The organism is Legionella fallonii LLAP-10, assembly GCF_000953135.1.
Lineage (GTDB): Bacteria > Pseudomonadota > Gammaproteobacteria > Legionellales > Legionellaceae > Legionella > Legionella fallonii.
This window is the reverse complement of sequence record NZ_LN614827.1, coordinates 1,911,454-1,937,003: the sequence shown is the minus strand read 5'-3', so window position 1 is coordinate 1,937,003 and position 25,550 is coordinate 1,911,454. Positions and strand designations below refer to the sequence as shown.

The following is a 25,550-nucleotide window of genomic DNA, read 5'->3' as shown; positions in this document are numbered from 1 at the left end:
GAATTACCGGCGAAAGCCGGTATCCATTTAATGTTAACGATTGATGGATGCCGACTTTCGTCGGCAATTCGAAAATGGTCAAACTCGATGCATCAGTATGTGACCACTGGTTAGGAGCGTTTTGTTTAATATGAACAAAACACAGGCGCCCGCTGATAGGGGGCTGAGCACATCCGTTTTCTTAATTAAGATTATGATGGAGTAATAGTGAATATGAACAATAAAATCCATTTCAAAAATATTCAGAATAGTAATTTTTCACCCGTGGCAAATAAGAGTTATTCTAACTTTTTTAATGCCGCTAGACATTCACTTTCTTTATCAACTGTGCAACTAGTTCTTCTTAGTTTACTTCTTCTTTGCCTTAATTTGGGGCTACTTAGGGGATGACTAGGAACACACTGGTCTACTAAGGGCGCCCAAATCAGGCGCCCTTTTTTTTACATGAGATCTCCTGCTAGTAATGCAAGAGGTCGAGCAAAAAATAGGTGAATGAAATGAAACAAAATACGACAGATCAAATTATTATTTTGGACACTACCTTGAGAGATGGAGAACAAGCTCCTGGTGCGACCATGATGATTAACGAAAAAATAGAGATCGCCCAATCCCTTGATTATATGGGGATTGATGTTATAGAGGCAGGTTTTGCCGCAGCATCTCAAGGTGATTTTCAGTGCATTAAATCCATTAGTAAAGAGGTAAAAAATGCAGTCGTCAGTAGTTTGGCAAGAGCTAAACCAGTTGATATTGAGGCAGCCGGGGCAGCAATTAACTTGGCAGCTAGACCTAGAATTCATACCTTTATTTCAACTTCTGATATGCATTTGAAGCACCAATTTCGCATGACACAAGAAGACGCTTTACAAGCAATACGAGCATCAGTGGCCTTGGCGCGCAATTATTGTGATGACATCGAATGGTCAGCTATGGATGCTACACGCACTCCTTTAGATTTTTTGGCGCGTGCCATAGAAATAGCAATTAATGCTGGTGCAACAACCATTAATATTCCTGATACCGTAGGTTACACCACTCCCTATGAATATGCTTTTTTGATAAAAGCTGTGAAACAAAAAGTGCCTAATATAGATAAAGCTATTATTTCGGTGCATTGCCATAATGACTTGGGATTGGCCGTAGCCAACTCTTTGTCAGCCATTAATGCTGGGGCAAGACAAGTCGAGTGTACTATCAATGGCATAGGGGAACGTGCAGGTAATGCAGCATTGGAAGAAATTGTAATGGCTATTAAGACTAGGCCTGAACAATTTCCTTATACCGTCAATGTAAATCCCCAATATATCGCTGAAATTTCTAGTAAGGTCTCAATTGCAAGTGGCTTTATAGTGCAAAAAAATAAAGCTATAGTCGGAGCTAACGCATTTGCTCATGAGTCAGGTATTCATCAAGATGGAATGCTGAAATGTCGCGATACTTATGAAATTATTACTCCTGAATCCGTTGGTTTTCATTCCACCAAATTAAGCATGGGAAAACATTCGGGTCGTGCCGCATTTCGCAATAAATTAATCTCATTAAAGATTGATATTACAGAAGAGTCATTTGATGAATTATTTACTAATTTCAAACAATTAGGAGATATCCAAAAAGAGATAACGGATAAAGATATCATTGCTCTGGTTCAAGGAAAAACATCTCCCATTCAAATAAATAGTATTAAAGAAAATAGCGTCATTTGGATGGATGGACAATTTATTTCCTGGAGCAAAGCACAAGTTCCGGTATTAACTCATGCATTACACTATGCCAGTGCTGTCTTTGAAGGGGAGCGAGCCTATCAAGGAAAGGTGTTCAAATTGGATGAACATAATCAACGTTTGCACCATTCAGCACAACAATTGGGATTTACCATTCCTTATTCAGTAGATGAATTGAACGCGATTACCGCAGAGTTAGTTTTTAGAAATAATTTACAAGATGCCTACATTAGACCTATTGCTTGGTGTGGTGAAGAAACGATGAGTGTTGCTTCCCACTCCTGTAAAGTACATGTCGCTATAGTGGCTTGGCAATGGAGGTCTTATTTCTCTGATGATCAGATTATGAAAAAAGGATTAAAGCTGATGTGGGCCGATTGGATACGTCCTTCTCCTGCAACAGCGCCAGTCAGTGCTAAAGCCGCTGGATTATATATGATAGGTTCATTAAGCAAGAATAAAGCAGAACAATCAGGCTTTCATGATGCATTAATGTTGGACTATCGTGGTTATATCGCTGAATGCACGGGGGCTAATTTTTTCATGGTGAAAGATGGAGTGATTCATACTCCCATAGCCGATTGTTTCTTAAAGGGAATTACTCGGCAAACCATTATTGCATTGGCTCGAGAGCATCATATCCCTGTAATTGAACGCCATATTCAGCCTAATGAAGTCAATAATGCTGATGAGGTATTTATTACAGGAAGCGCCGTTGAGGTAGCACCTGTGTCACAGATCGGTACGCATTTTTTCAAAGTCGGTGCGATAACTCAAATCATTATAGAAGCTTATAACCGCCTGGTAAGAGAACCTGAGGAGGTATCTTGCTAGTTGTTTTTGAGGTGGTTTTCTAACGATAGAATTTAAAGAGGAAGTGATTATGCATACTTTATATGACAAAATTTGGGATACACATCAGGTTTATGAGCAAGAAGATGGGACTGCAATTATTTATATTGATAGACATCTAATTCATGAGGTCACCAGTCCTCAAGCCTTTGCAGGAATACAATATGCCAACAGAACTATTCGTCGTCCCAGCACTATTTTAGCCGTTAGTGATCATAATGTGCCCACTGTCAATCGACATATGGGAATAGTAGATCCCGAATCACAAATGCAAGTGTTAACGCTTGAGAAAAATTGTAATGAGCATCAAATTTCCTATGTTAATCTTAATGATAAACGACAAGGCATTGTTCATATTATTGGTCCCGAGCAAGGATTTACTTTACCAGGAACAACCATTGTTTGTGGAGATAGTCATACTTCAACTCATGGTGCCTTTGGTGCTTTGGCTTTTGGCATTGGAACTAGCGAAGTTGAGCATGTCTTTGCAACACAAACATTGATTCTAAAAAAATCTAAAAATTTACGAGTTCGTGTAGAAGGCGACCTTCCTTTTGGGGTAAGTGCTAAAGATATTATTTTAGCTCTTATTAAACAAATAGGGACTGCAGGTGGAACGGGCTATGTGATGGAATTTACTGGGTCGGCTATTAAAACTCTTTCAATGGAAGCAAGAATGACTTTGTGTAACATGTCCATTGAAGCGGGGGCTCGTTCCGGTTTAATTGCGCCTGATCAAGTAACCTTTGCTTATCTTTATGGCAAACCTTATGCCCCGAGAGGGGAGTCATGGCAGAAAGCAGTTTCCTATTGGTCTTCACTGTATAGTGATTCAGATGCTGTATTTGATAAAGAAATAACCATTGATGTCAATGATTTAAAACCTTATGTCACTTGGGGAACAAGTCCTGAAACCGCATTGCCCATTGATGAGTTTGTTCCTGATCCAAAGAGTGAGCCTGATCCTGTAAAGCGCAATAATTTAATGCGCGCCCTGGAGTATATGGGACTTACGCCAGGAATGTCTCTCCAGGAGATTAAAATAGACAAAGTATTTATCGGTTCTTGTACCAATGCTCGTATAGAGGATCTGCGCTATGTTGCTGAAGTAGTTCGTGGGCGTACAGTAGCACATGACGTCCATGCCATGATTGTTCCAGGTTCTGGGGTTGTTAAAGAGCAAGCGGAGCGAGAAGGTTTAGATAAATTGTTTATAGCCAGTGGTTTTGATTGGAGAGCGCCGGGATGTTCTATGTGTTTGGCCATGAATGCCGATAGATTAAAACCTGGGGAACGTTGTGCGTCAACTTCTAATCGAAATTTTGAAGGAAGGCAGGGGAGAGGAGGGCGTACTCATTTAATGAGCCCTGCAATGGCGGCTGCAGCAGCCATTACTGGAAAACTAACCGATGTAAGAATTTTGCTGCAATAAATTATGAGGGCAACTTAAGAAATAAATCAAACGGAGGTTGGATCCCTGGTCCATAGTCGCCTGGTTAAGGAAGACCTGACGGCCAAGGAACCTTGGCCCAACCTATATGATACTAGGAGAAGAGTATGAAAGCATTTAAAACAGTGACCGGTGTTATGGCTTATTTACCCATAGCCAATATAGATACCGATATGATCATACCCAAGCAATATCTTAAAACAATTACGCGCACTGGATTAGGAAACTATCTATTTGCAGAAATGCGCTACGATGAAGTCAATAATCCTAAAGCTGATTTCATTCTCAATCAGAATGACTATCAAAATACCAGAATTTTAGTAGCTGAAGAAAATTTTGGTTGTGGTTCAAGCCGAGAACATGCAGTTTGGTCTTTAGTTGACTTTGGAATTAACGTCGTCATTGCCCCGAGTTTTGCCGATATTTTTTATAATAATAGTTTTAAAAATGGATTGCTTCCTATTGTTTTAACCATGGAAGAAATTAGCCTACTTAAGGTACATACTGCAAAACTAGTTACAGTAAATTTAGAGTCGCAATTCATTAGTATGGACTCATTGGTATTTTCATTTTCCATTGACGCTTATAGAAAAGAGAGTCTGCTCCATGGATGGGATGAAATAGCTCAAACATTACTTTACGAAGATAAAATATCAACTTTTGAGGCAACACAAAAAATATATCAACCTTGGCTTTTCGAGTAAGGAGCTCATAATGCATAAAACAATTTTAATTTTACCTGGTGATGGTATCGGTCCGGAAGTGACTACTGAGGCGGAAAAAATAATTCAATGGTTCAACAAGAATACAGTACATCATTTTGAACTAGTTTATGGGCGTATAGGTGGCGCATCTATTGAGCACAAGGGGATTCCTTTAGATGATGAATGTCTTGCTCTAGCAAAAAAAGTAGACAGCATTTTACTAGGTGCTGTTGGTGGCCCACAGTGGGATAACATTGACAATCAATACAAACCGGAAAAAGGCTTACTGAAAATCCGTCAGGAATTAGGTCTTTTTGCTAATTTAAGACCTGTAACCTATTGTTCCGCTCTCGCTGAATCATCTCCTTTAAAAAGAGATTATATAGAGGAGCTGGATTTAATGATCATTAGGGAGCTAACAGGCGATCTTTATTTTGGTGAGCCACGTGGCATTACATCGACAGGTGATGACGAAATTGGCATTAATACGATGCGTTATACAAAAACAGAAATTGAGCGTATAGCGATAGTCGCTTTTGAGTTAGCAAAACAACGTAACAACCGAGTGTGTTCTGTTGATAAAGCGAATGTATTGGAAACTTCTTTATTATGGCGTAATACAGTACAACAGATTCGAGATCGTTTATATCCTGAAGTGAGTTTGTCTCATATGTACGTGGATAATGCGGCCATGCAATTGATTCGTCAACCCAAACAGTTTGATGTGATGTTAACGTCGAATTTATTCGGAGACATTTTGTCTGATGAAGCATCAATGCTAACCGGGTCATTGGGTATGTTGCCTTCGGCTTCTCTAGGTGTTCATCATTCATTGTATGAGCCTATACATGGTTCTGCACCAGATATTGCGGGTCAAAATAAAGCAAATCCCTTAGCAACTATATTAAGTGTTGCTATGATGTTTCAGTATTCCTTTAAGTTGAAGCAAGAGGCATGTCTGTTACAGGAGGCTGTAAATAACGTGTTACAGTGCGGATTTTATACCAAAGATATTATGATATCAGGCGGAACTTTAGTGTCTACAACAGAAATGGGCGATAAAGTTATCGAGCAACTGAATGCAATAAAAAAATCATAGCTTAATGAATGTAGTTGTTATGATTGAAGGGCCGAGGGTCGCAACCTGGGCTTCATTTATTAAATATTTTATGGGTAATAGGTTTTCCTCTATAGTACTTTATACTTGACCATGTCATACCATATTTTTTAATTATGGTTGTCTATTTTCAACCCTAACTTAGGTTAATTTATGTCTATCCTATCGCTGTATTATGATAAAAAAATTGATGCTAATTGTGCATTAGCAGTGGGCGATGAGCAATCGCTTTTTGAAGAAAACCTCCAACGTATCCTGATTGAAAGAATCAAATACCAGCAAAACAAGGACAAGCCAGGCATCCATATAAAGAGTAGTATGCGGTTTTTTGATATTAAAATTAGAACTTTTGAAGTGGAAGGGAGGGAGCCTGTGTCCAAACTTCCAGAACTCTTAGTCCTTCCACACTTATAAAGTCATGCGGTTAGAATCACTTTGAATAATGAAAGGATAGAATAGGTGACAAGAAAAAGTTGAGTTTAAGTTTTTTCTTAAGCTTCTTCTATCGCTTCATCAGGCATAGTAATGTTTAGTTCTAAAACAGCGCTATCTCCAGAACGCTCAAGGTTAACACTGACCTGATCACGAGTAATATTCACATACTTAGCAATAACGGCCAGAATTTCTTCTTGTAGCTTGGGTAAATAATCTGGAGTATTCCGTTGTGAGCGTTCATGAGAAATAATTATCTGCAAACGCTCTTTGGCAACAGATGCGGTAGAGTTTCTTCTACGCAAATAGTTAAATATACTCATATAGCCACTTCCTCCTTGTTTTTACCGAATAAGCGACGCAATATTCCTTTACGCTCGGTATTTATAAAACGCATAGGTCTTTCTTCGCCGAGAAAACGCGCGATAGCGTCTTGATAAGCAAGACCGGCATCACTGTTCTCATCAAGGATTACAGGTGTACCTGTGTTCGATGCTCTAAGAACTGATTTTGATTCTGGAATTACGCCAATTAAAGGAATGGCTAAAATTTCTTTAACATCATTTACTGAGAGCATTTCACCCCGTTCTACTCGCTCAGGATCATAACGCGTTAGCAATAAGTGCTCTTGGACTGGAGGGGCATTATCAATTGCCCTTTTGGTTTTGCTGGCCAAAATTCCTAAAATTCTGTCTGAATCACGCACTGATGATACTTCTGGGTTAGTAACAACTATTGCATGATCGGCGAAGTACATGGACATTAAAGCACCCATTTCAATACCTGCTGGAGAATCACAAATGATGAACGCAAAGTCTTTTGATAACTCATTGAGGACTTTTTCTACACCCTCTATAGTAAGCGCATCTTTATCGCGTGTTTGGGAGGCGGGTAGTATATAAAGGTTAGGAACACGCTTATCCTTAATCAACGCTTGATTGAGAGTCGCTTCACCGTTGATGACGTTGATAAAGTCATATACAACACGTCTTTCGCACCCCATAATGATATCTAGATTTCTTAATCCTATATCGAAATCTATCACAACGGTCTTATGTCCTAGTAGGGCAAGACCAGAAGAGATAGCCGCAGAAGAAGTAGTTTTTCCTACTCCACCTTTACCTGAAGTGATTACAATTATTTTAGCCAATGTTGCACCCTTCCCAACACAATATTTAACCAAGAGTTTACACGCTATTGCATCATTAATTCAAGCTGTCAAGTTCTTCAATTGAAATTAAACTTATATTAGCAAGTAAAATGTAATATTTATGAATTATATGTTTAACTTTTTCTATATTTATAGTATACTATTCGGTTAATTTAACCACTGGAGTCAGATGATAATGCCTCTTAATATTGTACAGCAATCATTGACCTTTGATGATGTATTGCTCGTGCCCGCCCACTCGCTTGTTCTTCCAAAAGATGTTTCATTACAAACCAAATTAACGCGAACAATCTCTCTGAATATGCCTTTACTTTCTGCTGCCATGGATACAGTAACTGAGGCGCGATTGGCTATTTCTTTAGCGCAAGAAGGCGGTATTGGTATTATTCATAAAAATATGAGTATTGAAGCTCAGGCTGAAGAGGTGAGACGAGTTAAAAAATTTGAAAGTGGTATGGTCAAAGATCCCATCGCTGTAACACCTGATGTTACTGTGGAAAAGCTGCTTGATGTCATGACACGTTATAATTTCTCAGGGGTTCCTGTTGTCGATGGCGAACATTTAGTGGGTATAGTAACAAGCCGTGATATTCGCTTTGAAACTAACATGAGTTTAACTGTTGCTGACGTAATGACGCCAAAAGAACGATTGGTTACAGTAAAAGAAGGGGCGAGTAGAGAGGAAGTACGAAGTCTATTGCATAAACATCGTATTGAAAAACTATTGGTTGTTAATAATTCGTTTGAATTACGTGGATTAATTACCGTTAAGGACATCCAAAAAGCAAAAGATAATCCTTATGCCTGTAAAGATGAGTCAGAGCAATTACGCGTAGGGGCTGCTGTTGGTGTTGGTGAGGGAACTGACGAACGAGTTGCCGCTCTAGTAGAGGCAGGTGTTGATGTGATTGTTGTTGATACTGCGCACGGTCACTCACAAGGCGTTTTAAATCGAGTGAAATGGATTAAGAAACAGTTCCCTGATGTTCAGGTAATTGGCGGCAATATTGCTACAGCAGCTGCTGCTCATGATTTATATGCGGCTGGGGCCGATGCGGTGAAAGTGGGCATAGGACCTGGTTCAATATGTACTACTCGCATTGTAACCGGTGTTGGTGTTCCTCAAATTAGCGCTATTGCAAATGTAGCAGCGGAATTAAAAGGAAAAATCCCAATCATTGCTGATGGCGGTATTCGTTTTTCAGGGGATGTGTGCAAAGCTTTAGCTGCTGGTGCAGATACAGTAATGCTAGGCGGCATGTTCGCAGGAACAGAGGAATCTCCTGGTGAAATTGAATTATATCAAGGACGTACTTATAAGAGTTATAGAGGAATGGGATCTATTGGTGCCATGTCTTTAGCTCAAGGTTCAAGTGATAGGTATTTTCAGGATGCATCTCAAGGATCTGAAAAATTAGTTCCTGAAGGAATAGAAGGCCGAGTTCCTTATAAGGGTCCAGTACAAACCATAGTCCATCAATTATTAGGTGGTTTGCGTTCTTGTATGGGATACACGGGCTGTTCTACAATCGATGAGTTGCATACAAAAACACAATTTGTGCAAGTGACTAATGCGGGTATGAGAGAATCACATGTTCATGATGTGAGTATTACCAAACAAGCACCTAATTATCAGGTGGACAATTAATAATGAATGATTTAAAACAACGCCCCATACTTATTCTCGATTTTGGTTCACAATACACCCAGCTCATCGCGCGTCGTATTCGCGGGTTAGGGGTTTATTGTGAGATTCATCCCTATAATGTGGAACATTCACAATTTGAGGCGCTTCATCCTTGTGGAGTGATTCTGTCTGGCGGACCCTCTACTGTAACTCATGACGCTAATCCTCGTGCTCCAGAATGGGTTTTTAATGCAGGAATACCTGTATTAGGTATCTGTTATGGTATGCAAACTATGGCAGTGCAATTAGGAGGAGAAGTGCAATCGTCCTCAGTAAAAGAATTTGGCTATGCTGAATTAAAATTGCAGGGTAAAAATAAGCTTTTTTCAGAAATTGAAGACAGACGCTCATCTGAAGGATTCTCTTTATTGGATGTATGGATGAGCCATGGTGACAAAGTGACACAAGTGCCTGCGGGTTTTAGTGTTATCAGTGAAACCCGCAATGCTCCTATTGCAGGAATGGCTGATGAAACTCGCCAGATGTATGGTCTGCAATTTCATCCTGAAGTGACTCATACTGCTCAGGGGATTAGTATTTTCCGTCGTTTTGTTGTTGATATTTGTAATGCTTCCACCGATTGGACTCCTGAACATATTATTGATGAGGCAATCAGCAAAATAAGACAACAAGTAGGAAGTGATAAAGTCTTGCTCGGTTTATCTGGGGGAGTGGATTCCTCTGTAGTCGCAGCTTTGCTACATAAAGCGATAGGAAAACAATTAATTTGTGTTTTTGTTGATACTGGCTTGTTGCGTTTAAACGAGGCCGATCAGGTAATGAATATGTTTGGCCAGCATATGGGAATTCATATTATTGCCGTAAATGCGGAACAACAATTTATGAAGGCTCTTAAGGGAGTTACATGCCCTGAAGAGAAGCGAAAAATTATTGGACGAACTTTTGTTGATGTCTTTGATAAGGAAGCCCATAAAATTTCTGGAGTAAGCTGGTTGGCCCAAGGGACCATTTATCCTGATGTGATAGAGTCTGCTGCCACAAGCACTAATGGGGTTTCTGCAGTTATTAAATCGCATCATAACGTAGGTGGTTTGCCAGAGGAGATGAAATTAAAATTATTGGAACCCATTCGCGAATTATTTAAAGATGAGGTAAGACAAGTTGGGCGGGAATTAGGACTACCTCATTCTATGGTTTATCGACATCCTTTCCCGGGGCCCGGTTTAGGTGTACGTATTCTGGGTGAAGTTAAAAAGGAATATGCCGATATTTTGAGGAAAGCTGATGCAATTTTTATTGAAGAATTGCACAATGCTGATTTGTATCAGAAGGTAAGCCAAGCATTTGCTGTATTTTTGCCGGTTAAAAGTGTTGGGGTCATGGGCGATGGACGTCGTTATGACTATGTTATTTGTCTTCGTGCAGTCGAGACGGTGGATTTTATGACCGCACATTGGTCTCAATTACCTTGGGATTTTCTTGCTAACGTCTCTAACCGAATTATCAATGAAGTGCATGGTGTATCTCGTGTTACTTATGATATTTCCGGTAAGCCACCTGCAACCATTGAATGGGAATGAGTGATCGTTATTGGATGCAACAAGCATATCAGCAGGCTGTCCTTGCGCAATCAGTAGGGGAAGTGCCTGTTGGTGCCGTATTAGTTAATCAAAACAATGAGCTTCTTGGTGTGGGTAGAAATACTCTACAAAATAGCCATGATCCTTCGGGGCATGCCGAAATTAATGCGATAAGGCAGGCCTCTCAAGCGATTAAAAATCATCGATTATTAGATACGACTCTGTATGTTACGCTTGAACCTTGCGCTATGTGTGCAGGGCTTATTGTTCATGCGCGTATCAAACGTTTAGTGTTTGCAACTCGGGATCTGAAAGCAGGTGCTGCCGGTTCAGTATTTAACTTACTACAAGGCCATCCTTTAAATCATAAAGTTGTTATCGATGAAGGGATTATGCAGCAGGAATGTTCTTTATTATTAACTGATTTTTTTAAAATGTGTCGATAGTAGTTAGGCGCGCTGGATTGACTTATTAAGTTGTTGATCCAAACTGCTCCAGTAACTGTAGGTCGGATCCGTTGCTTGACAAAGGTTGTTGAGTTAAGCAAGGGCTCATCGCTTGTCAGGTTAAGAGCGAAATATCGTTCAAAGTGCCTCTCCCTAGCCCTTACTGTCATTTAGTTAACGTCAGTTTTGTCAATTATCCCGTTGAGATTAAAAATGTCATGAGACGTGTTTGCCAAGATGTTGCAGCCCTGGATGCTCTATCAGTATTAAACCGTAGAGTTCGACAGTGCTTCGCTTAGTTTTTGACGTAAAATCTCTTTTTCCGTTGAATCTAGCGGTTTGTTTTCATGGTTGGTTACATAGAATGTATCCTCAGCACGTTCTCCTGCAGTTGCAATTTTGGCATTATGCAAATGGATACTTAGGTCGAGAAATACTCGACTTACTGTTGCTAAAAGGCCAGGCCTGTCACTAGCGATTAAAAACATACGGGTATGTTGGTGGAGTTCGTCCTCATTATAAGTAATCAGTGTTTTAACATTAAAATGAGCAAGGGCTCTAGATAGTCTTTTACGTGATACAGGGGGTAGATTGTTGTGGTTACCCAAATGAAAGCATAAGTCTTTTTGAATTTCGGCTGTGCGATGTTCGTCAAAAAAAGCCTGATTTTGTTCATCTAAAATAACATAGGCATCCAAGTCAAATTGATTATCACAGGTAATAATTGCTGCTTCTTGAATGGTAACATGATGATTGCTTAATACAGAGGTAGTAATAGTAAAACGCTCATCTCTGTGAGGCATATAAATAAAGACTTCTGTTCCACCTTGACTATGATGAGGCATGATCATAACTAAAGGAAATTGCTTGGTTGTTAAGATCGCTTTAGTGTGTCTTGCTATCACCTCAGGGGACTCATGAAGAAAATATTTCCCTTTGAATTGATCCCATAGTGTATTAATGGCATCGGGTGATGTACCTTCTGAAACTAAAATATTTAAAGCATGCTGTTTGCGAGAAGAAATAAGGGCTGTTTCATCCATTAATTTTTGCTCTTTTTGGAGCACGTGTTTTGCTGCATTGTATAATTCCTTCAGTAGGGAGTCTTTCCATGCATTCCATAAAGAAGGATTAGTACCACAGATGTCTGCCACAGTGAGCAAATAAAGATAATCCAAATATCGAGATTGTGGTAATAATTGGCAAAAGCGCTCTATGGTCTTGGGATCATAGATGTCTTGTCGCTGAGCTGTTTGAGACATTAATAGGTGATAGCGGACAAGCCATACTAATAACTCGGTATCTGCTTGTTCTATATGATGGCGTTGGGCGAATTGCTGAGCCTCAACAGCACCAAGTTCAGAATGGTCACCTCCGCGACCTTTAGCAATATCATGAAATAGGGCGCTTAAATATAAAATTTCTGGTTTATCCAGTGAATTTATTACTTTGGCGCATAAGGGAAATTGTTTCTCATAGTGTTTTTGTTTGAAACGAGCGATGTTGCGAATAACAAAAAGAGTATGCTGATCTACGGTATAGACATGAAATAAATCATATTGCATTTGTCCTGTAACTGCAGCAAAACAATCAAGATAATGCGCTAAAACTCCATAGCGATTCATTCTTTGTAGCGCTTCATAAGGGTCATAACCAGTTTTTAGAATATTCAGAAACGTTTCTGTTGCCTCTGGAGACGCTCTAAACCGTCTATTCATTAAATAGAGTGATTCTCTAATTAAACGAATGGTACTCGCTCTAACTCCATCAATATCGGGTCTTTGTGCTATCCATAGAAACAATTTAAGTAATGCTTGAGGATTGTGATTAAATATCCGTGCATTACGAATTTCGATATAGTTGTTGGATAGCTGAAATTCGTTATCCAAGGGAGTTAATTTTTGTTTTTGATGATGGACAATAGTTTCATCAAACCATTGTAAGAGCATTTCATTAAGCTCTCTATTGCGTTTGATGACTTTAAAATAGTCTTTCATAAATTGTTCAATGGCCAGAGAGTGTGACTCATCTTGATAACCAAAAACTTGTGCTAGTTTGACTTGATAATCAAAAGATAAGCGCTCTTCTGGTTTTTCAGCGAGCATATGCAAGGCAAAGCGCACCTTCCATAAAAAATGTTGGCAGTAAATTAACTCCTCATATTCTTTATCGGTGATAAATCCATAATTAATCCCATCCGCTAACTTTTTTACGTTAAAATGACGCTTGCTAATACTGAGCAATATATGTAAATCGCGTAGTCCCCCAGGCCCATATTTTACATTGGGCTCTAGGTTATAAGCGGTTTCTCCATATTTTGCATAACGATTTTTTTGCTCTTGTTGCTTGGCAAAAAAATATTCATGACTGGGCCACATATGTAACGGATGAGTTTGGTAGATTAACTCTTCCATTAGCGCGCCCCGGCCACATAATAAAAACATATCCATGATACTGGATATAACGCTTAGATCTTGAGAGGCTAGTGAGGCACAGGAGTGAACGGTTGTTATTTGGTGGCTTACTTCCAAACCTATATCCCAACAATCCTGAATAAAGTTTTGCGCTCGATTGAGGAGTGTTTTGGATGTTTTACCTGTATAGAGCAATAATAAATCGATGTCCGAATGGAGTTGTAATTCTCTACGCCCGTAACTCCCCAGGGCAAGAAGACAGAAATGTTCGCCCTGGCCGAGCCTATTTTTTTCAAATAAAGTAATTAAAACGTTATCAATAAAAACTGCTAATTTACGGGTAACAGCGCTAATATTTCCTTTTTGGCTAAATTCAGCGCATAAGGTTTCTTTAAATTGTTTGATGGTGCTTTTAAGAATATGGTTATCGTTCTTCATTGCGCAGAGTTAAAATTTCTACACCATCATCAGTAACCAAAAGGGTGTGTTCCCATTGGGCCGAAAGGCTATGGTCTTTAGTGACCACGGTCCAATTATCAGGTAGTAGCCGGGTATGGTGCTTACCAATATTCACCATCGGCTCTATGGTAAAGGTCATTCCTGGTTCCAGTTTCATTCCTGTGCCTGGTATACCATAATGCAGCACTTGTGGATCTTCGTGGAAAACTCGACCAATACCATGACCACAATAATCTCGCACTACGGAGCAGCGATTTTTTTCTGCATGTTGTTGAATGGCATGGCCAATATCACCTAATAAAGCACCAGGTTTGACCATATCAATACCAATGAATAAGCATTCATGGGCAACTTGGACTACATGTTTTGCTTTGATAGAAGGAGCACCAATAAAAAACATTTTACTAGTGTCTCCATGATATCCATCTTTAATGACCGTAATGTCAATATTAATGATATCGCCTTTTTTTAAGATCTTTTTTCCAGGAATTCCATGACATACTACATGATTTATTGAGGTACAAATGGATTTGGGGAAACCGTTGTAATTCAATGGGGCAGGAATCGCATTTTGATCATTGACAATATAATCATGGCAAAGGGTATTTAGTTCTTCGGTACTAATCCCTTCTTGTACATGTGGTCCTATCATTTCAAGGACTTCGGCGGCCAACCGGCCAGCTATACGCATTTTTTCAATTTCATCGGGTGTTTTAATTGTAACAGCCATAGGGTATCCCAAATATAATTAAAATTTATGAAAATCCTCAAGACTCTAGCTAAAAAATGAGGCTTAATTGTAACTTTTCAATAAGCTTAGCTGATATTAAGTTGAACCTACATCCTGAGAGCAAATCGCAGAAAATAGGCAACATTTTTACTATTGCTTAGTGAGATGCCACAATTAGTTGATCTAATTCATTGATAAAATATGCTTTTAGAACAGCTTTTAATTTTTTCATTAATTCTATTAATGTTAGCACATGCAATAGTAGAGCAACAGTGCTCTCAATATCAACTTTTTGTTAATCAATATATTTTGTTTTAATGAGTAATCATAATAGGCAAGACGATATTAAAAAAGAGCTTACTGTATTTATTATGATCAATGCCTTATAATAAGCACTTTTACCTTGGAATAAGTAACATGCCGAAGCAAACAAAACGAACTATTAAAATACCATCCAAATATGATGATTATGTAACAGAGTCTCTTAAAGAAAAAAGGAAAATAATGAGGGAGGAAAGATTGAGTAAGCATGGAGTAAATAAAGGGGGACTCGTATTTTTTTCGACACCTAGAAAGGAAAAAAATGGGGAGGATATTGAATCTCCTAACATTGAAAAGCAACTTTTAGCGGATCTTGGTATTGATAATATGAAGCCGGAAGAATACATCCCTAGTTTATTAGATCAACCTCAACTGGTTGCTGTGAAGCGTGTTAATTTACTGAAAAAACATAATGGCAGGGGATTATTTGCAAAAACCTTTATTCCTGCCGGAACTTGTCTAGGGCTTTATACCGGAACTGTCTTTGCTAATCAAAAAGAATTTGATGAATATTTTGAAAGTAATCCGCTAGCTGACGATAGTTATACAATGAAAGTTGGTAGTAAATTTGTTGATGCGGTAACACAAGGTAATTTTACCCGCTATGCTAATTTTTCTGATACTCAAGATAATGCTGAATTTAAGCGGGGGACTCTTCACGGTAGTGTAGTTACAAAAGTGGTTACAACCAAGGACATACAAGCAGGTAGTGCCATTCTAATTAATTATCGAGAATATCGTGAGGAAATTTCGCAAAAGTATTTCTTTTTGAATCCTGAAGATAGTGATATTTCAGCTGGTGAATTACACCAAAACTACTCCGACCATTACACGTTAATGACCATACTTATAGACATAAATGTGTTCAATCTTAGTGAAAAAGATAAATTATATGCTACTGAAGTTGGGCGGATTGTCCTTGAAAATGAATCTTTATCACAATTAGATGAAGAGAGGCTTGATATTTCTACGTTTGATCTTCCTTATCTTAAAAGAGGTGCGCTTGAGGAAATTTTAGACTTTGATGATGATAAGGCCGATGCTTTTACTCCATTAATGTACGCCTGTTACAATGGGCAATTTGATAACGTACAATGGTTGGTGAACCACAATGTTAACGTCAATAGACAGCAAAATCATTCGGGTAATTGCCCTTTATTTTTAGCCCTGGAGGGATATGCCCAAGCTAAAACAAACGAAAAAACCACCTACCTAAGAATATTGCAGTTCTTAATACGAAGTGGGGCAAATATATTGACGCATGATAGAGCAGACATGACTTTTGTGCATAAAGCGATTTCAGTTCTTTCGGATAAAGATTTCAAAGTTATTATGATGGTGATCATTAAAGGAGAGCCTAATATTTTAGCTGATTTATTTAGTTATCTTGATCAAGATAATTTTGATGTTATTTTGCGGTGTATAAAAAACGAAGAGATAGCTAAAGTTCGAATTTTACTAGATCTTTATCCTAATTATTTCCAGACTAATTTTAATAAAGTAAATCGACAGGCCAAAGAGACTGCATTCAATGAGTTTAAATTGGCAATTAGTGAGTTGCAGGATGACGTTAACGAAAGCCTTATTGAGGTGCTTAGCTGTAAAGAATACAAGGCACCGAAAAAACTTTTAGAAGAGTTGGTTTCTACTAATACGACAATGCAAGGTATGGATATTTAGCCAATTCTGTTGGGCTGCACTTTGCGTGTTTAGCCCAACTAATGTGTACTAAAAGAGCGGGAAAATGAAGGAGAATGATGAATAAAGATAAATGTAAATTTATTTGATATTTTTAGTGTGGTGAGATACAAATTGGGGGTAATTTATATTATTTAAGTATTAAGGACGAAACTTATTATGAGATGGTACCATTTTTTTAAAACCTTCCTATCCATGTTTTCAGTCTTATCGTTATTGACTACTTCTGCTCAGGCATCCGATAACAATACCACGGTCAATCAATTGGTTAATAAAACAGTTAAACCTTTTCTCGCCAATAATCAGATTCCTGGGGCAGCTATAGCTATTTATTATAATGGCCAGGACTATTATTTTAATTATGGAATTGCTGACAAAAGTAAAAATACTCCAGTTACCAAAGACACTATTTTCGAATTAGCTTCCATCACTAAAATTTTTGTTACTACTTTATTAGGAGTTGAGGTTCAAGCTGGAAAATTGAGTTTAACCGATCCCGTTGTGAAATATATCCCGCAACTGTCAAATACTAGAGGATTACCTATTGACCAAGTCCAGGTGGTGCATTTGGCAACTCACACAGCAAGTTTTTACAGACAATTGGAACAGTTTGGGATAAAAGCAGGAAATGTTAAAGGATTTTTTAATAAATTGAAAACTTGGCAGCCGAAAACACCGATAGGTAGCCATTATTTATACTCTAATGTTAGCTTTGGGTTGTTAGGATATGTTTTAGTAAATGCAACCAGCGAACCGTTAGCTAATCTCCTTAGAGAAAATATCACCCAGCCTTTGGCAATGAATAACACTTATTTTACTTTATCTCCGGATAAACTGTCACTTCAGGCCCAAGGCTATCGTCCGAACAATAATCCTGCTCCACATTATGTGCCTGCTAATTTTTTAGGAGGAGGGGCTTTACGTTCCTCTGCAGCAGATTTGTTGAAATTTATGAAAGCCAACTTAGGCATTAAAGTAGAGAATTCATCAACACAATTATTATCAGCAATGCAATTTGCTCAGCAACCCCATTTTATTGTGAAGCCTCAATTTGTTTTGGGATTAGGGTGGCAACGTATTAAACGTGGTCAACAATTATTGATCACTAAGAATGGGGCAAATATTGGATTTAGTACTTTTATTGGTTTTTCCCCATCGAAACAGCTTGGCGTAGTTGTTTTAACTAATAAAGCAAAAGGCAAAGCAGCAAAAGTGGGTAATCAGCTTTTAAATAAATTATCAAATCTTGATTAGTTACTTTTTCGCTCACAATCTATCAGTTGATTGTGAGCCAATAATCTTGATTTTACTGAGGGTAGTGCATCAATTCTGCTCAGAGCAAAAACTAGACCTCTTTCGAAACACTACTGTATCGAGTAAAGTGTGATGCGAAACGGAGCACAGAAGCGTTTCGAAAGAAGTCTGCTGAAAGTGCCATCATCGCGAGCCCTACGAAGCAATCTAACCTGATGCAAAGGTTTTAATCAAATTTATTTATTTTGCTCATAATTAAGGTGGAAAAATTTTTTTCTGTGCGAAAAAGTATCAATTTTAGGCTAGGCCTCTTAATATTTTGTTAATGATTATTTGATAAAGTATTGGCTGCTTTGGATTTTGAATAGGATACAATTAAAGATTTTATGCGTTACTTAATAATTAGTTTATGTCTATTTCATTCTGTATGTTATGCAACCATCGGGGATAGGATCTTAAAAAATTATCAATCCAAGTTTTTCACTTTACCCGTTGTGAAACAAGAGCATTTTGCTATAAGAATGTATGCCATTACAGGTAATGCAGAATACCTTAATCCTATTATTAATTATTTGTATTTAATGAGTGAACGCTATAAATACCTGAATGAGAATCTAAAAAACAATGCAGTTATAGAGAATGAAAATAAACGATTACTAACAGTTAATGAGCTTGATACAGATAAAACAAAAGAAAGAATAAGAAAGAGCTTAAAATATCCAAGAATTGCTTATTATCTGAATTTACTGATTTTAATTAATAAAATACATTCATATCATTTAGAAGATAGTCCTTTATTTCCTAATACTTCTAGAGTTATTAATTTCTTGAAAACTAAAGAGAATGATTTTAAAAACTATATTCTTGACGAGGAAAATATAAAGATTTACGGCGCACAACTCATCAATTATGTTTATTATCTCTACAATTTGGGGATAGTTGATTTAAGAGAGCCTTATACCAATCAATTTAAAAATGTTTTCCCAGACTCAGAAGATGAACGGTTAACTGACTTAGAATACTCCGCAAAAATTTATGGGATGACTCATTTTATTATCAGTGCCAGTCGTTTTTATCAAGGCAGACTGCGTTCTGATACTTTTGAGTGGATTACTACCTATTTGAAAAATCATATCAGCGAGATAATTGCGCGTACTGAGAATGATGTGATTGCAGAAGTTGGTGTGAGCCTTCTTTTAGTTAAAGATAGTGATCCAGCGACTATTAATACAATTAAAGCTTACCTAAATACTGTCTACAGCAGAACATATCGTATGATTCCTGATAAGAAAAATTCATTTGATTTGGATAAAGGGGAGCATCGCAATATTTTGACTATTATGCTTTTTAATTGGCCTGAAAAATTAACTAAGAATCCTGATGCCTTATTGCAGACAATGATTGATAAGAGTTTTCTTTTAAATGAAGAAGGCACCAAACTAACTTATGGTTTGCGTGTTCCGTATTAACAGTTCAAAAGGAGTTGTTTATTTTTTATTAGAGGTTATTTATGCACCAATTCTTCCTTGCTAGCGATTTACCTTCGCCATCTTCTAACGATAAATCAAAAACTTATCAAGTATTAACCAGTCACGGCGTACTAATTAAAGCGTCTGATTCTTATCATTATGCACGTACGGATGGACTCAGAACTTGTGTTGCTTTTGCTTTAATTAATCCACAGGACTCTACTGCTTTACTGGTTCATTTTATTACTCTTAAACAAGTGAAAAATGTTAAGTCATTAGTGAGCGGATTTATGGAGAATACATCATTGTGTGACAATGGACTGATTATGGTGATCGCCGGCGGACGTGAATTTTTTCAAGAATCTGTTGATATGTGTGATTTTTTAGTGAAGTACTCCCATGAGTTAAGTCAGCAAACCTCTATAAAATTACGTTTGATGGCACCTGTTGTTGCTGAAGAAAATGAAACTTTATCAGTAAATATTAATTTGAGTACCGGTGAAAGTATCATCACAATGACTCCTTCAGATATAGATACCGGTGAGTATAGGATTGATCCAATGGCGTCGGTCGTTTTAACAAATCTTATTCATCCAGAAAGAAAAGCAGAATGTAAACAATCTGCTTTTATGTGTGCTTAAATGTAATAAATTTAGGTATAATCATTGATACATTAACCACTGGAAAGACACATGCAAACTAAAAAAGAAAAATATTTTCCTGGTCCATTTTTTAATCCAAAAGGAAAAAAATTTGAGCCGATCTTACCAATTATTCAAGAAGAAGTTGAACCTGAACCAGAAGAGGAAGTACTGCCCAACGTACCATTGGGTGCTCCGATTTCTCCTTGTCGATAACTCATCTAACTGGTGATAAAAGTAAGTTTATCACCAACATCATTAGACCTCTTTCCAAACTTGCTGTTGCGGGAAATTGCTTCGTCAATACAGTGTTCTAATCGCGAGAACACTCCGGTTCCTCGCACTTCCCACGTCACAGCGATTTGGAGAGCCCTCGGCACTTCGTTCGCTTAGCGACCTCTCGAAGGGTTTTGGTACAGTACCTAGCCTAAAGCCTTCCTCATGCCGAACGGGGCAAGGTAAAGCTGAGTTCTTCATCCGAAACTGACGTTAAAATAAGAGGGGAAATCCGTTAGCTGCCAGGTTCTTACGTCACTCAATGGTTAATAAATGAACTATACTTATATTATGTCAAAGAGAAAATTAATAGTGAGGACGTTATGAATACTACAGGGAAAAAAAGTATAATACGGACTCTCGTATTTGCTTTATGTATCATGTTCAGCGCAGTAGCTGCAGCTCATGGCGGTTGGCATGGTGGTGGCGGCGGTTGGCATGGTGGCGGCGGTGGCTGGCATGGCGGTGGCTGGCATGGCGGTGGTTGGCACGGCGGTGGTTGGCATGGTGGCGGCTGGTATGGTGGCGCAGTCATTGTAGGAGCTCCATTGTATTACGGATATTATGGTGGATACGGTTGCCAAACAATAAGAGTATGTAATGCATACGGAAACTGCTGGTTGCAACAAAGTTGTTACTAATTACGAGCATCCATTGAGGTAATTAGTTGTAAGCTAAAATCAACTCTTTGTATCTTACAAAGAGTTGATGAGGTAGTGTTTCTTTTATTTAATTTAAAATCTGTTTCAATTCCTCTAAGATAATATTAATGCTATGTTGGTGTTTTTTGTAGCAATTCTTTATTGAGTTTTCATAACTTAGGGAGGGTAATTTGAGTCAAAAGAATACAAAGCCTTTTCAATGGGCAATTATTGGCGCTGGGCCCGCGGGAATTGCTGTTGTCGGGAAGTTATTAGATTATGGTATCTCTCCTAAAGATATTTTATGGATAGATCCTCATTTTAAGGTAGGCGATTTAGGCTTATATTGGCGTAATGTATCTAGTAATACCAGTGTAAAATACTTTAATGATTTTTTAAATACGGTATCTTCCTTCTCTTATAAAGAGGTTGCGGCGCAATTTACCTTAAATACTTTATCTGTAGATAAGACCTGTACTTTAAAATATATTGTTGAGCCATTGCAGTGGATTTCTGATCACTTGTCCCAAAAAGTTGAAATACAAAAAACAACCATTAATACAATGAGTTTATCTAATAGGGTATGGTCTTTACACTCTGACTCTCAATCGTTTGAAGCACAAAATGTAGTCCTAGCAACGGGCGCATCGCCTTCAAGCCTTAATTACCCGGGGGTTGATGTTATTCCTTTTGATATAGCTATAGATAAAGAAAAGTTAACTCACTTGGCTAATAAAAACGAGACTTATGCTGTGTTTGGTTCCTCTCATTCTGCGATTATCATTGTGCGTTATCTCGTGGAACTAGGCGTGAAAAAAGTAATTAATTTTTATCGTTCTCCCTGCCGTTATGCTATAGATATGGGGGATTGGATACTTTTTGATAACACAGGTCTTAAAGGGCAAACTGCCGAATGGGCGAGAGAAAATATAGACGGTGTTTTGCCTGCCAATCTAGTGCGCTACAATACAAGTCAGCCTAATATTTCACGTTATTTGCCCGAATGCGATAAGGTTATTTACGCAGTAGGGTTTGAGAAACGGCAAAATATGGTAATTGGCGATTATGAAACTGCAAAATATAATCCCCATGTTGGGATCATAGGGCCGGGTCTTTTTGGGCTTGGTATTGCCTATCCAGAAGAGAAAGCTGATCCCTTGGGGAGTGTTGAAATGCAAGTTGGCTTATGGAAGTTCATGGTTTACTTGAACAAAATAATGCCCGTTTGGTTTAAATATCATACTTGATTTATGCTGTGACTGTTTCATCATCCAGAGCGTAACTCCGTCTCGAAGCCTCGCATCAAAATTAGCAAGGTTTTTCGAGACTTCGGACAGATTTCGAGACAGTGCTAAAACACTTCCTCAGTCCGAGCGGTTTCGATGTAGGTGACATTCTTATCCGAAACGGACATTAAAGTTAGTACCCCAATGATGTAGGTTGAGTCGTAGCCCAACCTATCACTGGGCTTAGATGATGTACAAAACAAGAATATCTGTCGGATTTATTTTACTGCATTTCAAGTGTAACTATACCGCTCCTAAAAAATCCATTTTACCTATCTCTAAACCATTGTGACGCAAAATATCATAGGCCGTAGTCACATGAAAATAAAAATTGGGTAGAGCAAAATTAATAACATATTGCTGACCGCTCAAACGAATCTCACTACCGCGCATTTTTAGTGTAATCTCTCGTTCCTCACTACCATTAAGTTTTTCCTCTGGAATACTTTTTAAGAATTGCACTGTTTTAGCAATTCGTTCATGCAATTCAGCGAAAGAGGTTTCTGTATCTGCGTAAGAGGGTATCTCCACATCAGCCAAACGTGCGCCACATCCTTTAGCAGTATCTGTAGCAATTTGTACTTGACGAGCAAGTGCAAACATATCAGGAGCTAGACGTGCATTAATAAATACAGCCGGATCAATTTTTTTTGCTTCAGCATGATGTGATGCTTTAATGAGAATAGCAGACAAGTTATTTAACATACGGATAAACGCAGGAATAGTAGCTTGGTACATTGATAATGCCATGATTTATTTCCTTATTCTAAATTAAAACTCAAATTAAAAACCATTATGCGGCGGATATCACTTTACAATTAATAATCCCAAAAAGCAGTATTAATTTTAATTCTTAGGCTATTAACTGTTGCTTGTTATCTAAACTATATACTTCGTCAAAAAAATCTAATTTGTGCTGCACCGCAGAGGTAAAAATTTGCCTCATTTTTACCTGTATTACTGGCGTTGATTTATTTCCAAGTGTGTTTATTGTATTGGATAAGTGTTGCGTTACCCTAATAAAATCGGTGCTGGAGTAGGTTTTTATCCATTTTTGGTAGAGATTTGTGTGCAAATGAAGCTGATGTAGGTGCATTTTCCCCGACTCGTTATAAACTGCAAGTTAGCAACGAAGTCGAATGTGTTGCGATTCTAGAAGGGGATTATTTCCCTGCCAATAACTCCAGCACTACAATTTGAACCAATAGTTTCTAGGTTAAGACTATTTCGCTTTATTTCTTCGTCCCGCGGCTGGTTCATGGGGTGTGGGAAAACGTTTAATGATAATGCTCTCAATTCTTGTATGCTTCTGATTTATTTGCTAATAATGAGCAAAATAAAAATTAATTATTGTTTAACAAGGATAGTTGATGAAAAAAAATCTATTATGTGGTGCATTGGCCTTGACTACGGGTCTTGCTTATTCTAACCAGCTAATCACTACTAGTTCTCAAAGCGCGCATTTAACCTCAATTTTCTCTGTGCTAAAACAGGGGCATGTACTTGCTCAAGCAGGTGGTTATTGGAGCAACCAAGGAAAGACCCAGCACATCAATATTGAAGGATTAATCGGAGATGACTTTACCGTAACGCAACATAATGGTTCTAATGGTGTTGTGGGTCTAGGCTATTACATCGACAGCCAACGTTTCGAGCGTTTTCATTTAAGTTATGGCCTCAATGGTTTTTATCTTCCTAAGGCCTATGTTGCAGGCGATGTGGTTCAAGAGAGTTTATTTACGAATTTGTCTTATAGATATGATACAACAAATTATCCAGTCTATCTCGTTGCGAAATCTATCATTCCTTTACCCGAAAAACAGTCTGCGCTAACAGTGGATGTAGGTATTGGTCCTAATTGGATGCATACTGAAGGATTTGCTGAAAGTTCTTTAGATGGCGGTATCACTATTCCTGACAATGCGTTTGCAGGACGTACTACAACAACGTTTAGTGTCACTGTGGGGGCCGGCATTCAATTAGCTAATGTTTTTGGTAAAGCGCCTTTAGAATGTGGTTATCGCTTTTTTTATTTAGGTCAGGGGCGTTTCGATAGAAAGACGGAGCAACTTATTGATACCTTGCATACAGGCGATGCTTATGCCAATGCGGTATTATGTGCGGTACGCATTTGAGAGGTCAATAGTTTGGATTGCTGCTGATTATTCTACAGTACGTCGGTGTACCTTAAATGCTAATAGTACATTTTATGTATGCAATCCTACGCCATCATCTAGACTACGTATGGAATGGCTTTTGCAATAGGCAACAAAAAAGTAGAGGCTTTTGCTTATTCTCTTTGGCTTAATTTGATTGCTGTATTTCCTCTAATATGTTATAAATATCGCGCTTTTAAAATACACACACGTTCCGTCACATACGATAGGGTCCCTTGGGGTTTCGTATGGGGGATGTGGAGGCTTAACCCTGGAGATTAAAAATGAATGTAAGTATGCGTGAACTGCTTGAAGCAGGTGCTCATTTTGGCCATAGAACCCGATTCTGGAACCCAAAGATGGGTGAGTATATATTCGGTGCAAGAAACAAAATCCACATTATAAATCTTGAAAAAACGATGCCTATGTTGAATGACGTAGTAAACTACGTAGGTAGACTGGCTTCCAATAAAGCTAAAATATTATTTGTTGGTACTAAAAGAGCAGCTCAAGAAAGTATTCGTGAACATGCGAAACGTTGCGGTATGCCTTATGTTGATCATCGTTGGTTAGGTGGTATGTTGACCAACTATAAAACAGTCCGTCAATCTATATTCCGCTTAAAGGAATTAAAAGAAATGAAAGAAAAAGGGCTGTTTAACGACATGATCAAAAAAGAAGCGTTAATGCTGACCCGTGAACTTGAAAAATTAGAGCGCGGCTTAGGTGGGATTGAGCACATGGGTGGTTTGCCTGATGCTTTATTTGTTGTTGACGTTGGCTTTGAACATATTGCTGTTGAAGAAGCTCGTCGATTAAAAATCCCCGTTATTGGTGTTGTTGATACAAACAATAGCCCAGATAACATTGATTATGTTATTCCTGGTAACGACGACTCTATGAGAGCAGTAGATATTTATGTCCGCTGTGTCGCTGATGCAATTTTAGATGGCAAGAACAGTAATACTGTAGGTGGTATGTCGTCTGCTTCAGAATTCGTAGAAGTTAAAGATGCAGAAAAAACTGGGGAATAATTGATATTTGAATTAAGGGGGCGTTAATTTTAATTAGCCCCCTTTTTGCT

The 25,550-nt window shown here is 38.2% G+C and carries 22 protein-coding genes and 1 pseudogene; 17 read left to right on the top strand and 6 right to left on the bottom strand.

Going from position 1 to position 25,550, the window contains the following annotated elements; genetic code table 11:
• Positions 1-497: 497 nt before the first annotated feature.
• The 5 genes from LFA_RS19440 to LFA_RS07855 all read left to right on the top strand — a co-directional run bounded on the left by LFA_RS19440 (position 498) and on the right by LFA_RS07855 (position 6,258).
• Positions 498-2,555 (top strand): 2-isopropylmalate synthase, encoded by a 2,058-nt coding sequence (locus tag LFA_RS19440; protein WP_045095707.1) that lies wholly within the window; start codon positions 498-500, stop codon positions 2,553-2,555.
• Between the two features lie 49 nt (positions 2,556-2,604).
• Entirely contained in the window at positions 2,605-4,005 is a 1,401-nt protein-coding gene (leuC, locus tag LFA_RS07870; RefSeq protein ID WP_045095706.1) for a 3-isopropylmalate dehydratase large subunit, read from the top strand.
• Between the two features lie 125 nt (positions 4,006-4,130).
• A complete protein-coding gene (gene leuD / locus LFA_RS07865; RefSeq protein WP_045095705.1) occupies positions 4,131-4,727 on the top strand; it encodes a 3-isopropylmalate dehydratase small subunit in 597 nt (198 codons plus the stop codon).
• Positions 4,728-4,737: 10 nt separating this feature from the next.
• Positions 4,738-5,826: a 3-isopropylmalate dehydrogenase gene (gene leuB / locus LFA_RS07860; protein WP_197541206.1), complete on the top strand. Its 1,089-nt coding sequence runs from the start codon at positions 4,738-4,740 to the stop codon at positions 5,824-5,826.
• A gap of 171 nt (positions 5,827-5,997) precedes the next feature.
• Positions 5,998-6,258 (top strand): hypothetical protein, encoded by a 261-nt coding sequence (locus tag LFA_RS07855; protein ID WP_045095704.1) that lies wholly within the window; start codon positions 5,998-6,000, stop codon positions 6,256-6,258.
• Between the two features lie 77 nt (positions 6,259-6,335).
• On the opposite strand, the gene minE is transcribed toward LFA_RS07855, so the two are convergent.
• Entirely contained in the window at positions 6,336-6,599 is a 264-nt protein-coding gene (gene minE / locus LFA_RS07850) for a cell division topological specificity factor MinE (RefSeq protein WP_045095703.1), read from the bottom strand.
• Positions 6,596-7,426 (bottom strand): septum site-determining protein MinD, encoded by an 831-nt coding sequence (minD, locus tag LFA_RS07845; RefSeq protein WP_045095702.1) that lies wholly within the window; start codon positions 7,424-7,426, stop codon positions 6,596-6,598. The genes minE and minD overlap by 4 nt, the downstream gene beginning before the upstream one ends.
• Before the next feature lie 196 nt (positions 7,427-7,622).
• On the opposite strand from minD, the gene guaB reads away from it, so the two are divergent.
• Genes guaB through tadA form a run of 3 tightly spaced genes read left to right on the top strand, consistent with a single transcriptional unit; the run spans position 7,623 to position 11,121 of the window.
• Positions 7,623-9,095, top strand: coding sequence for an IMP dehydrogenase (guaB, locus tag LFA_RS07840; RefSeq protein WP_045095701.1), 1,473 nt, complete (start codon positions 7,623-7,625; stop codon positions 9,093-9,095).
• Positions 9,096-9,097: 2 nt separating this feature from the next.
• The gene (guaA, locus tag LFA_RS07835; RefSeq protein ID WP_045095700.1) at positions 9,098-10,675 is read left to right on the top strand and encodes a glutamine-hydrolyzing GMP synthase; all 1,578 of its coding nucleotides are present in this window, start codon (positions 9,098-9,100) and stop codon (positions 10,673-10,675) included.
• Positions 10,672-11,121, top strand: a complete 450-nt coding sequence (gene tadA, locus LFA_RS07830; protein ID WP_045095699.1) for a tRNA adenosine(34) deaminase TadA — start codon at positions 10,672-10,674, stop codon at positions 11,119-11,121. Before guaA ends, tadA begins: the two co-directional genes overlap by 4 nt.
• 266 nt (positions 11,122-11,387) lie before the next feature.
• Here tadA and glnD read toward each other — a convergent pair whose 3' ends face one another.
• Both glnD and map read right to left on the bottom strand, forming a co-directional pair.
• A complete protein-coding gene (gene glnD / locus LFA_RS07825) occupies positions 11,388-13,973 on the bottom strand; it encodes a [protein-PII] uridylyltransferase (RefSeq protein WP_045095698.1) in 2,586 nt (861 codons plus the stop codon).
• Positions 13,960-14,724 carry a type I methionyl aminopeptidase gene (gene map, locus LFA_RS07820; protein ID WP_045095697.1) on the bottom strand — a complete coding sequence of 255 codons (765 nt, stop codon included), beginning with the start codon at positions 14,722-14,724 and terminating at the stop codon, positions 13,960-13,962. Before map ends, glnD begins: the two co-directional genes overlap by 14 nt.
• Before the next feature lie 519 nt (positions 14,725-15,243).
• On the opposite strand from map, the gene ankI reads away from it, so the two are divergent.
• From ankI to LFA_RS07790, 7 genes are all read left to right on the top strand, one after another.
• The gene (ankI, locus tag LFA_RS07815; RefSeq protein ID WP_172653468.1) at positions 15,244-16,725 is read left to right on the top strand and encodes a Dot/Icm T4SS effector AnkI/LegAS4; all 1,482 of its coding nucleotides are present in this window, start codon (positions 15,244-15,246) and stop codon (positions 16,723-16,725) included.
• A 177-nt stretch (positions 16,726-16,902) separates the two neighbouring features.
• On the top strand, positions 16,903-17,997 hold the full coding sequence (locus tag LFA_RS07810; protein WP_052673894.1) for a serine hydrolase: 1,095 nt from the start codon (positions 16,903-16,905) through the stop codon (positions 17,995-17,997).
• Between the two features lie 386 nt (positions 17,998-18,383).
• Entirely contained in the window at positions 18,384-19,466 is a 1,083-nt protein-coding gene (locus LFA_RS07805) for a DUF3541 domain-containing protein (RefSeq protein ID WP_045095695.1), read from the top strand.
• A gap of 41 nt (positions 19,467-19,507) precedes the next feature.
• Positions 19,508-20,107 carry a hypothetical protein gene (locus LFA_RS07800; protein ID WP_045095694.1) on the top strand — a complete coding sequence of 200 codons (600 nt, stop codon included), beginning with the start codon at positions 19,508-19,510 and terminating at the stop codon, positions 20,105-20,107.
• Between the two features lie 51 nt (positions 20,108-20,158).
• On the top strand, positions 20,159-20,323 hold the full coding sequence (locus tag LFA_RS19815; RefSeq protein ID WP_157010316.1) for a hypothetical protein: 165 nt from the start codon (positions 20,159-20,161) through the stop codon (positions 20,321-20,323).
• Positions 20,324-20,706: 383 nt separating this feature from the next.
• Positions 20,707-21,024, top strand: a complete 318-nt coding sequence (locus LFA_RS07795; protein WP_045095693.1) for a hypothetical protein — start codon at positions 20,707-20,709, stop codon at positions 21,022-21,024.
• Positions 21,025-21,215: 191 nt separating this feature from the next.
• On the top strand, positions 21,216-22,271 hold the full coding sequence (locus LFA_RS07790; protein ID WP_045095692.1) for an FAD-dependent oxidoreductase: 1,056 nt from the start codon (positions 21,216-21,218) through the stop codon (positions 22,269-22,271).
• 282 nt (positions 22,272-22,553) lie between these two features.
• Here LFA_RS07790 and LFA_RS07785 read toward each other — a convergent pair whose 3' ends face one another.
• Both LFA_RS07785 and LFA_RS19435 read right to left on the bottom strand, forming a co-directional pair.
• Entirely contained in the window at positions 22,554-23,060 is a 507-nt protein-coding gene (locus tag LFA_RS07785; RefSeq protein ID WP_045095691.1) for a DUF1993 domain-containing protein, read from the bottom strand.
• A gap of 103 nt (positions 23,061-23,163) precedes the next feature.
• Positions 23,164-23,415: pseudogene (locus tag LFA_RS19435) on the bottom strand (thiaminase II/PqqC family protein); the annotation flags it as partial.
• A 265-nt stretch (positions 23,416-23,680) separates the two neighbouring features.
• Between LFA_RS19435 and LFA_RS07780 the strand changes: the two are divergent.
• Positions 23,681-24,445 carry a hypothetical protein gene (locus LFA_RS07780; protein ID WP_052673893.1) on the top strand — a complete coding sequence of 255 codons (765 nt, stop codon included), beginning with the start codon at positions 23,681-23,683 and terminating at the stop codon, positions 24,443-24,445.
• Between the two features lie 305 nt (positions 24,446-24,750).
• Complete coding sequence (rpsB, locus tag LFA_RS07770; RefSeq protein ID WP_045095689.1) at positions 24,751-25,500, top strand: 30S ribosomal protein S2; 750 nt, start codon at positions 24,751-24,753, stop codon at positions 25,498-25,500.
• Positions 25,501-25,550 lie beyond the last annotated feature (50 nt).

Excerpts from the sequence above, each read along its gene's own strand:
- LFA_RS19440 (WP_045095707.1), top strand. The coding sequence starts at position 498 with ATGAAACAAAATACGACAGATCAAATTATTATTTTGGACACTACCTTG.
- leuC (WP_045095706.1), top strand. The coding sequence starts at position 2,605 with ATGCATACTTTATATGACAAAATTTGGGATACACATCAGGTTTATGAG.
- leuD (WP_045095705.1), top strand. The coding sequence starts at position 4,131 with ATGAAAGCATTTAAAACAGTGACCGGTGTTATGGCTTATTTACCCATA.
- leuB (WP_197541206.1), top strand. The coding sequence starts at position 4,738 with ATGCATAAAACAATTTTAATTTTACCTGGTGATGGTATCGGTCCGGAA.
- LFA_RS07855 (WP_045095704.1), top strand. The coding sequence starts at position 5,998 with ATGTCTATCCTATCGCTGTATTATGATAAAAAAATTGATGCTAATTGT.
- minE (WP_045095703.1), bottom strand. The coding sequence starts at position 6,599 with ATGAGTATATTTAACTATTTGCGTAGAAGAAACTCTACCGCATCTGTT.
- guaB (WP_045095701.1), top strand. The coding sequence starts at position 7,623 with ATGCCTCTTAATATTGTACAGCAATCATTGACCTTTGATGATGTATTG.
- guaA (WP_045095700.1), top strand. The coding sequence starts at position 9,098 with ATGAATGATTTAAAACAACGCCCCATACTTATTCTCGATTTTGGTTCA.
- tadA (WP_045095699.1), top strand. The coding sequence starts at position 10,672 with ATGAGTGATCGTTATTGGATGCAACAAGCATATCAGCAGGCTGTCCTT.
- glnD (WP_045095698.1), bottom strand. The coding sequence starts at position 13,973 with ATGAAGAACGATAACCATATTCTTAAAAGCACCATCAAACAATTTAAA.
- map (WP_045095697.1), bottom strand. The coding sequence starts at position 14,724 with ATGGCTGTTACAATTAAAACACCCGATGAAATTGAAAAAATGCGTATA.
- LFA_RS07810 (WP_052673894.1), top strand. The coding sequence starts at position 16,903 with ATGAGATGGTACCATTTTTTTAAAACCTTCCTATCCATGTTTTCAGTC.
- LFA_RS07805 (WP_045095695.1), top strand. The coding sequence starts at position 18,384 with ATGCGTTACTTAATAATTAGTTTATGTCTATTTCATTCTGTATGTTAT.
- LFA_RS07800 (WP_045095694.1), top strand. The coding sequence starts at position 19,508 with ATGCACCAATTCTTCCTTGCTAGCGATTTACCTTCGCCATCTTCTAAC.
- LFA_RS19815 (WP_157010316.1), top strand. The coding sequence starts at position 20,159 with ATGCAAACTAAAAAAGAAAAATATTTTCCTGGTCCATTTTTTAATCCA.
- LFA_RS07795 (WP_045095693.1), top strand. The coding sequence starts at position 20,707 with ATGAATACTACAGGGAAAAAAAGTATAATACGGACTCTCGTATTTGCT.
- LFA_RS07785 (WP_045095691.1), bottom strand. The coding sequence starts at position 23,060 with ATGGCATTATCAATGTACCAAGCTACTATTCCTGCGTTTATCCGTATG.
- LFA_RS07780 (WP_052673893.1), top strand. The coding sequence starts at position 23,681 with ATGAAAAAAAATCTATTATGTGGTGCATTGGCCTTGACTACGGGTCTT.
- rpsB (WP_045095689.1), top strand. The coding sequence starts at position 24,751 with ATGAATGTAAGTATGCGTGAACTGCTTGAAGCAGGTGCTCATTTTGGC.